The sequence below is a fragment of the Erythrobacter crassostreae genome, assembly GCF_019204045.1.
In the GTDB taxonomy this organism is placed as follows: domain Bacteria; phylum Pseudomonadota; class Alphaproteobacteria; order Sphingomonadales; family Sphingomonadaceae; genus Erythrobacter; species Erythrobacter crassostreae.
Map to the genome: position 1 here is coordinate 1044442 of NZ_JAGSPC010000001.1, position 13112 is coordinate 1057553.

Consider the following 13112-nt stretch of genomic DNA (forward strand, 5'->3'; position numbering starts at 1 on the left):
TGTCAGCTGAGGCTTAGAGGAGCCTGAGCAGGAGTTATCAAATGTCTCGGCTGACCATGTCGAATTACATCTAACTTCAATTCAGGCGGATCTCATCAGTGGCATAGCCCGGACTACGCTCTCGTCTACATGACGCTCATATTGTGCGAAGTTCTCAATAAACAATTGAACAAGCTTCATGGCAGTGGCGTCATAATCATCCGAATCTTCCCACGTGCTTCGGGGGTCTAAAATGGACTGATCGAAACCTATCTTTGGCAGGATTGGAATGTGAACTGGGACAGCGATCCCAAAGTTTGGATCAAGGCGGTATTCTACATCTTCGAGATTTCCATCAAGGGCAGCGTTGAGCAGTGCCCGGCTCAACTTGATCGGTATGCGATTGCCAACCCCGTATTTGCCCCCGGTCCAGCCCGTATTGAGCAGCCAGCATTGCACTCCGCCCTTGGCGATGCGCTCTTTCAAAAGATTGCCATAGACGCTGGGGTAGCGCGGCATGAAAGGTGCGCCAAAACAGGTTGAAAAGGTCGCTTCGGGTTCGGTCACGCCAATTTCCGTGCCTGCAACCTTGGCGGTGTAGCCTGAAAGGAAGTGATACATCGCCTGTTCGGGCGTCAGTTTCGCAATTGGAGGCAGCACGCCAAAGGCATCGGCGGTGAGCATCACGACATTGCTCGGCACGGGACCAAGATTGTCTTCACTGGTATTGGGAATGAAGTCGATCGGATAGGCGCCGCGCGTGTTTTCAGCGAGCGAATTGTCGTCAAAATCAAGCTCGCGAGTCTGCTCATCCATGACGACGTTTTCGAGCACCGTGCCGAACCGCCGCGTGGTGGCGTAAATCTCAGGCTCTGCCTCTTCGGACAGTCGGATCATCTTGGCATAGCAGCCGCCTTCGAAATTGAAGACTGCTGTGTCTGACCAACCATGCTCATCATCACCGATCAGAGTGCGCGATGCGTCCGCTGACAAAGTCGTTTTGCCCGTGCCCGACAATCCGAAGAACACCGCCGTCTTACCATCCGCGCTGATATTGGCTGAGCAATGCATCGGCATCACACCCTTGGTCGGCAGCAGATAGTTGAGAATGCCGAACACGCTCTTTTTCATCTCGCCTGCATATTTGGTGCCGCCGATCAGGATCAGCTTCTCCGTCAGGTTGACTGCGATCACGGTCTCGCTGTTGGTGCCGTGGCGCGCGGGATCGGCCTTGAAACTCGGCAGATCGATGATCGTGTATTCGGGAGTAAAATCCGCCAGCTCTTGCGGCTCAGGCCGGACCAGCAACGTGCGGATAAAAAGGTTATGCCAGGCAAGCTCGTTGATAACGCGCACATTTACTCGGTGTTCTGGCTGAGAGCCGCCATACAGGTCTGCGACGAAAAGCGTTTCTTTGCCCGCGACCGCTGTCATGAAATCTGCTTTTAGATTGGCAAAATGCTCGGACGTCATCGAAGCATTGACCTTGCCCCACCACACTGTGTCTTCGGTGGTCTCATCGCGGACGATGAACTTGTCCTTTGCGCTCCGCCCTGTGTGAATTCCGGTCTCAACTACTAAGGGGCCGTGTGCCGCCAAACGTCCCTCACCTCTAGCCACCGCTTTCTCAATTAGAGCTGGAGTATTGAGATTCGCAAAAAGGTTCGCTTTGGTCTCAATCCCACCGAGCAACTGCGCAGATGAGGTTTTCGGCTCCAGTTCATCTACCGGCAAGCTTTCGGGTTGATCGGAATCCGGCACAACTCCGGGCGGGCCAGTATCGAGCGCTTCTCGAAGAAGGCCTCGTTCTGAAAAGCTGTTTGGTAGCGAAGTGTTGTTCGACCTTATCGCGCTTAGAAATGGCTTTTCGCCAGACGCTCCAAAAGCAAGCCTCCATACGTAAATAAGCGCGGCCAAACACACTCCTACGAGCGTGAAAGTACTCAAAAGTACAACTATTTCTAGTGCGTCATAAGTCATACAAATCCGAATTGATAGTCTATACCGGTTTGTCGCGGTTTGCTATCGCTACGCTTAGTCGTTTAGCCCCTGCGATGATCTGTTTATTTCGCGCGGACTTGTTCTTTCTCAGCAGATATAATGCTATGCCGCCACCAAACAAAATTGGGCCAGCAATACCTCCTGTGGCGATCAGGGTCGAAACGACGGGTGCTACGCCCGCGGCTCCACCTATCATCACACCCCCAACCGCGGCTGCAGTTCCTGCTCCTCCGGTCCCTGCGACCGTCATCGCTACAGTGGTGACGCCTTCGTTAGAGGCTTCGATTCCTTCGAGCTCTTGAACGACGTCATCACAACAGTCTTTCACCCATTTCGCCACCTGAGGGAGCCGGTTCTTCAGGTTACTCGGAGCAGGACCAGACACGCGCAAATGCTCTCGAACCGATCGAATTGCTGAAGCGCTGCAAACTACGTGCTCCATCAGGTCATTCAGCAGATATTCCTCCGCTTCAACATCCAACCCGACAGACTCGCCTCCCAAAAGCAAGTCAACATGCTGTATCAACTCGATTGCCAAACGGTCCGGTTCGCTTTTCATCAAGCCTTCTTACTAATTTCTCGGACGATAGTTGATTTACCTTGTGAAGAAATCCGAGCTGTCGGGCAACAACTTATATCAGATTGGTTTGGCGAATTAAATCAAGTCCTCCTGACCTCTGCTTCATGAGCCAGATCAAGCTAAGGATCAAAGCCTAGAGCGTCACTGAAGGAACCCTTGGTCTGCACTGGGGCGTGAGCAGAACGTCTGCTTTATATCCTTAGCTAGGCAAAACCAGACAGTCAGCGCTCGGCCCAATACTAGCCGGAAGCACTCGGCCACATGCCCCGCCCATAGAGATTGCGCGGGTCAATCGCTCGCTCGGGTGCCTGAAAACCATAGAGCTTTCGCTGCACCGCCCAATCGGTCGGCACATTGGAATTGAGCAAGACTTTCCTGTTTAGACCGGGAGGCTGTGTCCCGTCGAAGACCGCAGTCACGATGTCTGGAGCCAAATAGTTTAGGCGGATCAAACGTGCGAACTGCGCCGTGCGACAGCCATGCATCTTTGCTAGATCGTCGAGGTCAAGCTCGCGGTTCTCCTCAACGAGCCTCTGTGCTTTGCGGGCGCTGCGAATGAGATCGACAAGCTTCTTGTCAGGTGTGTCCTTGCATGAAGCCTTTCGCGGATTGATGTGGAGGGATGGCCAACGCTCAGCGGTCACTGCCCTAACGGCCACGACATGGTTGTACCGAGCATCGCTGCACGACCAGTTCGATGGACGCCCCCGGAAACTCATCTCGCTTCTCCACTCGAGATAGCGACGTACTTCGAGCATACGAAACTCGATCGAGATTTGGTCCTCGCCGAGCTCCACACGATGCGCGATCGCCTTGAAGAGCTCGTGCAAGTATGGCTTCTTGGTTGCCGTCAGCCGGTCGGAGGCCGCTGGCCCTTTTTCGGCCAATGTTTCCAAGTTTTCGCCGAACAGGCCTAACCCCTTGAGAGCCTTTCTGAGCTTGATACGATCGCATAAGAATTCTGCGACCGCCGCCAGCACCACCTCATCAAGCTGGTCAGCACTCGACCGATACTGTCGAAGGAACAGCTTCTGTGACCATATCGCGTTGCTAGAGACGTAAGTCTTATAATACTTGCCACGCTTCCATTTCAGGTCGAGCCGCATATGGCGCCCGAGATCGTCACAAAGCAGCCCTGCAAGGAAGTGGTCGGTATCGCGATTGTTCGGCTTTCGCTTCTTGCGCTCTTGGCAAATTATCTGTGCCTTGTCCCAAATCTCTCGGGTAATCAGAGCCTCATGTTCGCCGGGATAGGTTGCATCATGGCCGCGGATTTCTCCGACATACATCGGATTCTGGACGATAGCGTAGACCGTGCTGGGATTGATCGGATTGCCTCCACGCGGCTTACCGCGCGGTGAGTATTTGACCGAGCTACAATATCCTCGTTCGCGCACTGCGGTCATGACCTTTGTGTACCGCCTCGTCCGCAAGAATTCGTCGAAAATGAAACGGACAATCTGCGCCTCCGGCTCATCGATCTTGAGACCGTCAGGCGTCGCGATGTACCCGAATGGCGGTAAGCCGCCGTGCATCTTACCATGCCGCTTGCGGGTGCGGATGCTGTCGCGCACCCTTTCCGCGATAAGCTCGCGCTCGAACTGGGAGAAAGTCAGCAGCACATTGAGTATCATTCTGCCCATGCTGTCGGACGTGTCGAAAGCCTGTGAAATGGACACCAGCGCGATGTTGCGGCGGTCGAAGATCTCGATCATTCGAACGAAGTCGGCGAGACTGCGCGTCAGCCGGTCGATTTTGTAGACGACACAACATCGACCGCTCCCGCTTCGATGTCCTGCATGAGCTGCGAGAGGGCAGGGCGATCCATTCCGCTCCCCGAATGACCGCCATCATCGTATCGGTTCGGTAGCTCGACCCAGCCCTTGTATTGCTGGCTCGTAATGTACGCGCTGCTGATTTCACGCTGCGTCACCAACGAATTGACATTGTGCTCAAGACGTTGGTTGGTGCTTTTGCGCGTGTAGATCGCGCACCGTCTGAGCGGTGCGATAGTTTCGATATCCATGAGACTCCCTCCGACAATTTTTCGAACGCTCGAGCCGTTTCGATAGACGGGGAAGACGATAAAAGCGGATCCGGAAAATTATTTAGCCGAACGAAGACCAAGAGCGTGGCTGTCTCGATCACTTTTTGACCGATCGACCTTCAACTTTGCACCTCAATCGATTGCCAGAATAGGCAGATCTGCTTTTTCCTTTGTCTGATCCACACGCGGACTGTTCGCTTCCGGCCCACCTCGAGCCGCTGTCGAATGACGGAATTTGGGGGTGGGAGCGGACGTTTCACGAACTATTTGTTGCGCAAATGCTCAGTTTCCACCCAGCGGCCTCGTGGTTAGGCAAAGACGCACATCAAGCCTCCCGGCGGTATGGAAGCCAAAGCGTAATGCGCGTGCCATAGCCAACGCGGCTTTCCTGTTCCATTGCGCCTCGTAATGCTTCGGCACGAGCCTGTATATTTATCAGACCCTTACCTTGAGATCCGATGTCTGCCTCATAGCCGATGCCATCATCTACGATATGCGCTTCCACTCCTTTGATGTCACCGCGTTTTGCTTCTTTGCATCCAATGCTGATCACGCTGGCGCCAGAGTGGGTTAGAACATTGCTAATTGCCTCTTGGAAAACTCTGAGCACGTGCAGCGCATTCGTCGCGTCAAGCCATGGGAGGTTATCGCATGACTCAACCTCCCATTTGCACGCGATCCCTGCGGCCTTCAAATCACCAGCCATCCGGTGGCGCAAATTGCCGATCAAAGCGACAATGTCCCCTTCGACCGGCTCTAGGGAGTCCACAGTCAGTTTAAGGTCATTCAACGCGCCGCTGAGCGTCTTAATCGTGCTTTCGGGCATGTTTTGCTGCCGCGCGACAGCCAGAGCGGTTACCAGGTTTGAGCCAATCCCATCGTGCATCTCTTGCATCAAGCGGCCATGTTCGCTGGAGATCGCCTGCTCGACCCGCAATTGCTGGCGCGCTTCTTCGCTTTCGGCAAGCTCAGCCTTTGTCTCTGCGATCCGCCTCTCAAGCACCGTCTTGGCGTTTTCCGAGCTGTTAAATGCATCTAGCGCGCGTTTGCCGAAGGAGAGGAGAAACGCGAATGTGTAGAGGAACGGCATGAAAACGCTGATGTAGATTGCGCCGCCTGAACCGCCAAACCGGAACGCTGCGTAAATATCGATAAGCGCAAAGATCGGTGTTGCCGCCATTGCTAAACCCAGCGCGCCATATTCTAAATCACGGTGCCTGAACAAACTTACGACACCAACGCCCGCCATAAAAAGCGATAGGACGAGCGACCAGACGTAAAACACCGTCCACTCCCATCCCAAGGCCTTTTGCAAGACAGAAATCACCAGCGCCACTGCGAGCGAGCCAAGCACAATTTGATGGGTGTATCGAAGCCGAATAAAATAGAAATAGAACGCCATGGTCGACCATGAACCATACAGAGAGGCGTTCTCTGAAATGTCCGAGAACAGCTGCAGATTAAATGGAATATCTGCAGCGAAGAAATGGAAATAGCGCGCAAACCAAAAGAAGGTCGATAGAGCGAGGAACAAGAGTTCAATCTCGTGCCGCCGTTTCAACCAGAACAAAAACACCAACATGCCCAGCAAAAGCATGGTGTAATTGACGATTTGGGGCGCCGTGATGCGCCAGAACAATTGCGAGCTGTAATAAGATTGAACGGCGCTGCTTTCACCGATCAAAACACGCCCCACGCCAACCGACCCTTGAGAGACAGCGCGAATTTCAATGGTGTTTGCACCATCTTGAAAAACGCGGGGTGCAAGAGCGACAAGATAGGGGCGGTTCCAAGAGAGCTTCTTGTCGCTCACACTGGCAAAATTGCGGAAGACTTCAGCGCCATTGACCAAAACCACAAACTGATCGCGGGTGCTGATTGTATAAAGCGCTAATGGGCCTTCTGGCAGAGCATCGCGCTCTATGGAAAAGCGGCCTGTCACCGAATGATAATCGCCGAAGGTCCAGCCTTCATAGTTGATCTGATACACTTTGGGACTGGAGCCGGGTTCAAATCCATCGGCAGGCGGGGTCGCACCATCGGCCAAGCTGTACTCGCCTTCGGTGAATTCCAAGATCACCCCTTCGGCCTTTTTAAGCTGTGTCAGCTCGCTCAAAGTGCCCGATTGGGCCAAGCCAACCGACGGCGGGATTGCTAGCATCAAGAGGCACATTGCCAAGAATCGGATCAACACGGTCAAATTGCGAAGCGATCAGCGCGATAGCAGGCCGTGCGAGGAGGCTTCAAACAAGGCTTCGGCGCGGCTGTTCACTTCGAGTTTACGGTAGATATTCTTGACATGGGTCGCGACAGTATTGGGCGAAATATCCATAATCTCTGCGCACTCCGCATTGGAAAACCCGCGCGAAATCATGTTGAGCACCTCGTATTCGCGGGTTGATAATTGTGGTCTCTCCAGACCGCTTCCAGCCCCGCTTGGCGCAGAAGCACCCTCAGCACTCTGCCGTATTTGGCCTAGCAATTGGCGCGCGATGATCGGACTAATGGGAGAGCCACCCTCACGGATATTGCGAATGGCTTCGATGCATTCCTCAATCCGTTCGTCTTTTAGCAGATAGCCGCGCGCGCCCGCTTGGATTGCGGCCAGCACTTTATTCTGATTAGCGAAAACGGTGATGACGAGGATATCGGTGTCACGCCCGAAAGCGACTTCTTGTTGGATCAGGTCAATACCGCTGCCATCCGGAAGGCCTAAGTCGCACAAGAGAACATGATACCCGCCAGCGGCAATCATGGGCGTCGCATCGGCCACATTGCCTGCCTGACCTACGATGGTCATCCCATCGGATTGCTCTATCTGGTCAGCGATCAGGCCGCGCATCACGGGGTCATCTTCGACAATCGCAACGCGAATCATGGTCACATCAATCCTTGTGGCTGTCGACCATAACTACACGGGCAAAGCCCCGGGCGCATCACCTGATCGGGTGATGCGCGCAAATCGTAGATTGTGGCAAAAGTCCGCTGAGTAAATCTTGCTGGAGGATGCCGCGTGATCGCTAACGCAAACTATAAACACACCAACGTAAAGCCTGCGCGAAAGAGGCGTGTTTTGGCTCGCCCCCTCTTGGCGATGGCGCTCACGAGTTCCTGTATCATGGGCGCAGCGCCCATTTTCGAGGCGCCCGCCGCCGCTCAAAGCGACGTGCAGCGGATGAACGAATTGGCTCGGCCCTATGGCTCAGCGGGCGGCACATACACTTTGATCACCATCCCGCCTGATGCCGACATCATTGGTATGCGGGTGTACGCAGATGAAGATTCGTTAGACCGGCGAATTTACGGTGTGAAACTGCGCTATCAAACGGAGGATGGCGCGGCATATTGGACACCCACCATGGGTTCGGCGGAGGGCAAGAGGTTTGAATTCACGCCGCGCGCTGGTGAACGGGTCAATCGGATGACGGTTTGGACGCGGCGCAACGGCGCGCTTGCAGGTGTGCATTTGGGCACCAATGCCAATGCCTATGGTGTTTTTGCCAGAAGGTTTGACGGCAAGCGGACCATTGCTGTTGGACGCGGGCGCGAATTTGGCGGCCTCACCGCGCGCACAGATGGCCGATTTGTGCTCGCATTGGGTCTTATCGCTTTTGACCCGGATTATCCCGAAGACAACTTGGCTTGGGCAAGCAATCCGCCGCGCGGCTATGGTGACAATCGCCCACAAACCGCCGATGTTGATCCGCGTGCACCGTGGGAGACGAACCCTCGCCCACGGACCGCGCAAAACACGCCGCCTCGTGCGCCTGTAGTAAAGCCACCCATCTCGCGGCCACCAACAGTGGTCAACACGCCGCCGCCTGCGCCGCCCGCCAATACCCGGCCCTTTGGCGAGACGGTTGATGTTGCAGAACTTGTGCGGATCGTAAATCGTTGGAAGCCCGATCAAAGGATCGACACGCCAGACGCAATCCAAGTCATCACCAGAGCTGCGCCTGATGGATATTGGGGCGCGCAGTGGATTTTCGAAACCGTTGATATCGGCGGCGCATTTGCAATTCGCAATCGCTGGAACGGACAATATCTAGTCAACAAAAATGGGCGCGGGCCAGTTGAGCTAGCAACCGTGGACGTCAGCCCTGACAGCAATGATCCGTTATTGAAAAAAGCCGCTTGGACATTCAGGCGGATCAATGGAGAGAGTGGTACTTTTATCCATCTCATCAGCGCCTACAACGAGGCCAAATTGCATATCCAGAACGGCGTTTTGGAAGCGAGTGGCATTCAAAAAAACTGGTGGTCAGCGCAGTGGGACGTGCAAAATCTTGATGGGAAATCAATAATCCCCTCTGAACCTGATCAAGCCCAAAACGGCTCAGGTGGGGGTTCAGGAAGCGGCGATCCGCAGCCAGAAGTGCCAGCAAGCCAGCCACCTATCCCTCTCACCATCGTCCATAAAGGCGCATTTTTGGTCGATATGCGGGTGACATTTACCGAGCCCGGTAAGTTACCTGCGCAGATCCTAAATGAATCTAGGATCGCGGTTGGAAACAACCAACAGGTGCAAATCCCCTACGCGGCGCGCAGCAACGTTAAGGTCCAAATCAGCGCAGAGGGCGTCACGCGCAAGTTTTCGCTCATCAACAAGACGATCTCGCTCGATAATGGCGCGTGCATCCTGATTACCGGTACCATCGTCACGCGCGAGGCAAAGCAAATGACGCTTGAGCAGTGCACTGGGTAACGAGGGTGCTTTGCCGTTCTGGCCAACAACGCGCCCTCACCACTCCCGCGCCACCCCCTCACAAGGGTCAACGTCACTTCTGGCCGCAACCCACAACGAAAGACGAACTGATGGACAATTTCGTTCTTACAAAATTCATCCGGATGCTTGTGCTGCCTGCACTGGCTTTCGCCTTCCTATTAAGCGGCACCGCAAATGCGCAAAGCAACACGCGCATCGAAAACCGCTGGCAGCGTGATTACATCCACAATCAATATGGAGCACCAGAGGCAGGGGCGATTTTGCCCAATTGGGCAAGCGCCAAATGGAAGGTTGAGACAGCGGGCGGCGGACAATATTTTCGCTTTAAGAGCGCCTACACCGGCGCCTATCTGCATAACCAAAACGGCAAACTCGAACTGGGTCCAATACAGCCCGGATGGTGGAGCGCCATGTGGCAGGCAGAAGAGGCAGGCGGCGGCTTCGTCCGGTTTAAGAATAGGTGGAAGAGCACCTATCTCTACATGGAAAGTGATGGCACCCTAACCGCAGGCGCCATTCCCGAGCCCAATTACCTGCCCGCGCAATGGCGACTGACCGACAGCTGGGACCCGATCAACAATCTCAAATTGAGCGGCCTTGAACAGCAATGTTTTGATACGATCGACGGCCTGGTCCCATCTGGGCGAGCCCCTGCAATTTTTGCAGCGAGCATGGAAAGCTTTGCTGCGGCAAGAGGAAATGGTCCTCTTCTGTCTCTGCCGCGTTGGCTAACCTTGGAAGAGATGCAGGAATTTCGGACTGAATGGCGACAGCAATGGGCGTCCCATACCAACTTAAACTGGAATAGGAATTTCCAGAAACGCGAAGAGGTGAAACGATATTGCGCGACTGGTTGGTTGCAACATGCTTATCAAATTCCGGGCCGCGTTTATTGTTTCGCACGCGACGCGATCCCCTCTCGCCGCGACGATTGCATGAGCGCATTCAACGATCCGAGAATTGAGAAGGCCAAGGATCAGGAAACCGTTCGCAAAACCGAAGAAAGAAAGCGCTTGGCGAATGAAGCGCTCAAGACGATCCGCAACCCGCAATTGTCGGATTGGACGCGACCTTGCACAGGGACCTCGGTTTTGAAGCATTTGGGTTCCGATCGCCGGATCACTTTGGAAAACAAATCGGCACAGACGCTGTACGTCAGTGTTATCGGCTTTAGCACCAACCGCCTGAACAAAGCCTCACTTCCCAAACAGCGTTACCGGGTGATTGCCCCCGGAGGTAGGCAGACCATCGAGTTGAAGGCTCCCTATAGCCGCGAATACACGTACACTTACAGCGATGTTCTTGTGTACGATGACGAGACCAAAGCGTCGCGCGGCAACACTTTGAATTGGTTTCGGCAAACCATGGTCGGATTGCGAGATTTTGCTCAGGCCCAGCAATCAGACGTCTCCAGCGCAATCCAGAAGGCGGTTAGGGACAAACTACTGAACGGTCGCACACCGCCAACACCAACGCTTGAGAGAGTTGTCGATGCAGGGATTGTCGGCGCGGCAGGGTTTTGTTCTGGCACAACCTACGAGCTGTGGGGCTCACAAGCGCCACTGTGGGTGAAGAGCGCGCTTTAGAAGCCAACTGTTCCTGCGTGCAACGGCTTTGCTGGAAGCTGGCTGCAAGTCTGAAGAGAGAACCAAAAAGACCGGTGCCGCACAGTGTTTTTAAAGCACGATGGCATCGGTCTTTTTGAAGAATGTCGAAAATCGCTTCCGATGTCTGATTGTGGGTCGGTTGCGGAATGTCTGCTTTCACAGGTATCCTCGAGAAAGCGGACAGTCAGCCAACATCCCCAATATCGACCATCGATTGATCGACTCCACTGGCCCGATTGCCGAAGGACCGCTTTACAGCGCTCAGCTCATGAAGCCTGACAGTCCGCTTTCGGCCCACGTTGAGCTATCGCTCCGCGTCTGGGAGTGGATTGTAGTCGGATTCTGCAGTCTAGGCTTTGAATGCGCTCCTTAGATGCGTTTATAGAATGCTTTCGAGGCGGCGGATACAGATGCCTACTTCGGCAGGGCTGAGGCCATCATCAAACAGCGAGAAAGGACCAAACGAAAGACAATCGAGCATAGGCGCTTGCAACACCGCAAGCTAGCCACCTAAACTGCAAGAAACGGACGAGGCCGATACTCCAAACGATCGAAGTTCAGTCTGCGCCAAATGCTCTGACGACGGTCAATTTAGGTTACGGTTGCCCAATTTTGTGAGCTGTTGAAAGCACTCATTTTATTCCCATATATGTAGTGGAAGAAAATGCTCTCATTCTCTACATTTAGGGCGAACTATTATGGCACTTAAACCCGGTCCAAAACCAAAAGCTAAATCAACAGGAAAACTTGATCAACGTCGGCGTGACAACAAGAGCACTCCAGGAAATAAGCCTAGTCTTAAGCCGAGTAAATCTTCAAAAAAATAGGATTTAGCATAGGCGCCTGCGATACCGTCTCGTTGGATAAGCCGTTGCTGCGAATGTGTGTAACTGGGTTGAAGGTCGAGTGGCAGCTTTTCAATTTCGGTTAGCCTCAAGCCGACAGTCAGGAATCGGCCCAAGCCATGCCACGATGCTACCTTATTCATGAATCCTTAGGCTGCGCGATTCCCTAGTCGAGCTAGTCCGTTGCTGGCAGAGTGGTTCGATAAATGGGCCATCGCAACCTGAGTTTTGATCGACTCGTTTGAGTTGGTTGGATCTCGACTGTCTCGTCGCGAATGATCTCGAGCGCGATATTCTGAAAATCGTCCTTCCGCAGAACAAGATTGGAGATCTCGATTTCTCCAGATACCCTCTTAGGTCCGTTCTGGTTCATGCGAAGATAGAACACCTCAACATTGGCAAGAGATGCACCAACTATATTCTTGTCACTATCGAGCACGAGATTGGTGACGGTGCCCTCGTAGCCCAGAAAGTCCTTACCATTCTGATTGGTCGTCAAAGCGAAAGCATTGATGAATGCGTTGTCCTCACGGCTGTTGCGAATTATCGGCCAAAGCCAGCCATATAGGAATGTGTCGCGGTCCTCCTGATCGGACAGAGCAATTAGCCATCCAAAAACAATTCCCATAACACTCAGCAGAAGTACGCCGGTAAATCCCCAAAAGGCTTCTGCACGAGAAAGTTGGCTCCAATCGACTGCAAGAAGCGTGTAAGGGTCGGCAAGCGGCCACTTCAGCAGTTTGTAGGGGATCGTTTCTACCAACCAAAGAGAAGTTACGTAGAAGAAATGGCAGATCAACGCGAACGAGCCGATCATCGCGATGGCGAAGATAGAACGCAACGGAGGAGGTGTTACCTTGACCGCGTCTGTACCCGAATTGGCGTAGAATGAGAATAGGGTCAGGATGCCTGGAAAGACGCCGACAAGCGCGACCAACAGCGCGAGCGATATGCCTCCCATTAGGCGACCGCAGTTGGCTTTTTCTTACCTTTTTGCCGCTTGATCACGAGGACGCCATCGACGCGCTTCGCGGACTTGCGAACCTCGGTCCAGCTTCGACCATGCTTAGCAAAGCTCTGAGATGCGGCCTTGAGCGACTTTTCCGAATTTACCTTCATTCCTACGACATAGCAGCGACTGGCGCATTTTTCAATCGAGCGCGGAGGGAGTTCTACAGTCGGCTTCTAACTGAGATTGGTCGCAAGCAGACGGTCCGCTTGCGGCCCAGTTCGAGCCATCGCCTTATGACTGAGATTGGGGGTAAAGCAGACAGTCTGCTTGCGCACGGAAGGACCACTAACGCCGTCATATGACTTGAATATACGA

At 53.8% G+C, this 13112-nt stretch carries 9 protein-coding genes and 2 pseudogenes; 3 read left to right on the top strand and 8 right to left on the bottom strand.

Going from position 1 to position 13112, the window contains the following annotated elements; all coding sequences use genetic code 11:
• Window positions 1-81: 81 nt before the first annotated feature.
• From KCG46_RS05260 to KCG46_RS05285, 6 genes and pseudogenes are all read right to left on the bottom strand, one after another.
• Window positions 82-1698 (bottom strand): phosphoenolpyruvate carboxykinase, encoded by a 1617-nt coding sequence (locus KCG46_RS05260; protein ID WP_218405318.1) that lies wholly within the window; start codon window positions 1696-1698, stop codon window positions 82-84.
• A 280-nt stretch (window positions 1699-1978) separates the two neighbouring features.
• The gene (locus KCG46_RS05265; protein ID WP_218404242.1) at window positions 1979-2539 is read right to left on the bottom strand and encodes a hypothetical protein; all 561 of its coding nucleotides are present in this window, start codon (window positions 2537-2539) and stop codon (window positions 1979-1981) included.
• A gap of 260 nt (window positions 2540-2799) precedes the next feature.
• The gene (locus KCG46_RS05270; RefSeq protein ID WP_369410195.1) at window positions 2800-4095 is read right to left on the bottom strand and encodes a recombinase family protein; all 1296 of its coding nucleotides are present in this window, start codon (window positions 4093-4095) and stop codon (window positions 2800-2802) included.
• 60 nt (window positions 4096-4155) lie between these two features.
• Window positions 4156-4586: pseudogene (locus KCG46_RS05275) on the bottom strand (recombinase family protein); the annotation flags it as partial.
• A gap of 346 nt (window positions 4587-4932) precedes the next feature.
• A complete protein-coding gene (locus KCG46_RS05280) occupies window positions 4933-6768 on the bottom strand; it encodes a sensor histidine kinase (protein WP_369410196.1) in 1836 nt (611 codons plus the stop codon).
• A 51-nt stretch (window positions 6769-6819) separates the two neighbouring features.
• Window positions 6820-7485, bottom strand: a complete 666-nt coding sequence (locus KCG46_RS05285) for a response regulator (RefSeq protein ID WP_255551918.1) — start codon at window positions 7483-7485, stop codon at window positions 6820-6822.
• 240 nt (window positions 7486-7725) lie between these two features.
• On the opposite strand from KCG46_RS05285, the gene KCG46_RS05290 reads away from it, so the two are divergent.
• The 3 genes and pseudogenes from KCG46_RS05290 to KCG46_RS05300 all read left to right on the top strand — a co-directional run.
• Window positions 7726-9312 (top strand): RICIN domain-containing protein, encoded by a 1587-nt coding sequence (locus KCG46_RS05290; RefSeq protein WP_218404247.1) that lies wholly within the window; start codon window positions 7726-7728, stop codon window positions 9310-9312.
• A 110-nt stretch (window positions 9313-9422) separates the two neighbouring features.
• Entirely contained in the window at window positions 9423-10919 is a 1497-nt protein-coding gene (locus tag KCG46_RS05295) for an RICIN domain-containing protein (RefSeq protein WP_218404248.1), read from the top strand.
• 430 nt (window positions 10920-11349) lie between these two features.
• Window positions 11350-11454 (top strand): annotated as a pseudogene (locus KCG46_RS05300) (PEP/pyruvate-binding domain-containing protein); the annotation flags it as partial.
• A 506-nt stretch (window positions 11455-11960) separates the two neighbouring features.
• On the opposite strand, the gene KCG46_RS05305 reads toward KCG46_RS05300, so the two are convergent.
• Together KCG46_RS05305 and KCG46_RS05310 are read right to left on the bottom strand one after the other, a co-directional pair.
• Window positions 11961-12746: a hypothetical protein gene (locus KCG46_RS05305; RefSeq protein ID WP_218404249.1), complete on the bottom strand. Its 786-nt coding sequence runs from the start codon at window positions 12744-12746 to the stop codon at window positions 11961-11963.
• On the bottom strand, window positions 12746-12904 hold the full coding sequence (locus KCG46_RS05310; protein WP_218404250.1) for a hypothetical protein: 159 nt from the start codon (window positions 12902-12904) through the stop codon (window positions 12746-12748). The genes KCG46_RS05305 and KCG46_RS05310 overlap by 1 nt, the downstream gene beginning before the upstream one ends.
• Window positions 12905-13112: the final 208 nt, after the last annotated feature.